The 623-nt window shown below is 40.1% G+C and carries 1 protein-coding gene and 1 pseudogene; both read right to left on the reverse strand.

The window, feature by feature from the left end; translation table 11 throughout:
- Window positions 1-131: 131 nt before the first annotated feature.
- Entirely contained in the window at window positions 132-374 is a 243-nt protein-coding gene (locus AC1DRJ_RS31515; protein WP_477805545.1) for a hypothetical protein, read from the reverse strand.
- A gap of 52 nt (window positions 375-426) precedes the next feature.
- Window positions 427-623 (reverse strand): annotated as a pseudogene (locus tag AC1DRJ_RS31520) (HEAT repeat domain-containing protein); the annotation flags it as partial.

Raw genomic sequence — 623 nt, forward strand, 5'->3', positions numbered from 1 at the left:
TTGCTGATCTTTGAAATCAACTAAAACTGATTTTGCGACTAATTCAGAGCTGTATTCAGTCCAGTATGAATCTTCTGAGTCACCGATCCATGAATAAAGCTTTTCATAAATCTCGTCTTTTTCATCGTTTCTCATGGAGTGGCTCCTGTTGGATAAGATGAAGTCACTGTGCCGTTTTCTTTAATTACTTGCCATTCAGCGCCATCAACGACTTTGGTGTGTTCGGTGATTAAAGCCCCTGGTTCGTTACGTATAATTTTTCCGGGCTCTAACGCTACCTCATCAGTATCTTTGAGAATTTTTACATCATTCCAGCATTTAGGCGAAAATGTATGCCTGTTTGGCAGGATAAAAGGGGACGGATTTATTTTCATCAGAGAAAATAAATCCGTCCCCTTTGTTGGTTCGTCGCATGCAATCTCTGGGCTATTTCGCTGCTGACTCAGCTTTGGTGAGTAAATTTTTTAGTTCTGCTTCAACTTCGTCAGTCGGAATCGTTTTTAGAATGTCGCTGATGAAAGGTGCGTATTCTTTTTCTATTGGTACGTCAGCCCAGTCGAGTTCGTATATGGCTATAATTTTTACATCTTTATGGCTGGAGTCGGAAAGTAATAGTTTCAGTA

This window comes from Pseudomonas sp. P5_B2, from assembly GCF_056400445.1.

What these genes read in the sequence shown, in the direction of transcription:
- AC1DRJ_RS31515 (WP_477805545.1), bottom strand. Translation starts at nt 374, where the DNA reads ATGAAAATAAATCCGTCCCCTTTTATCCTGCCAAACAGGCATACATTT.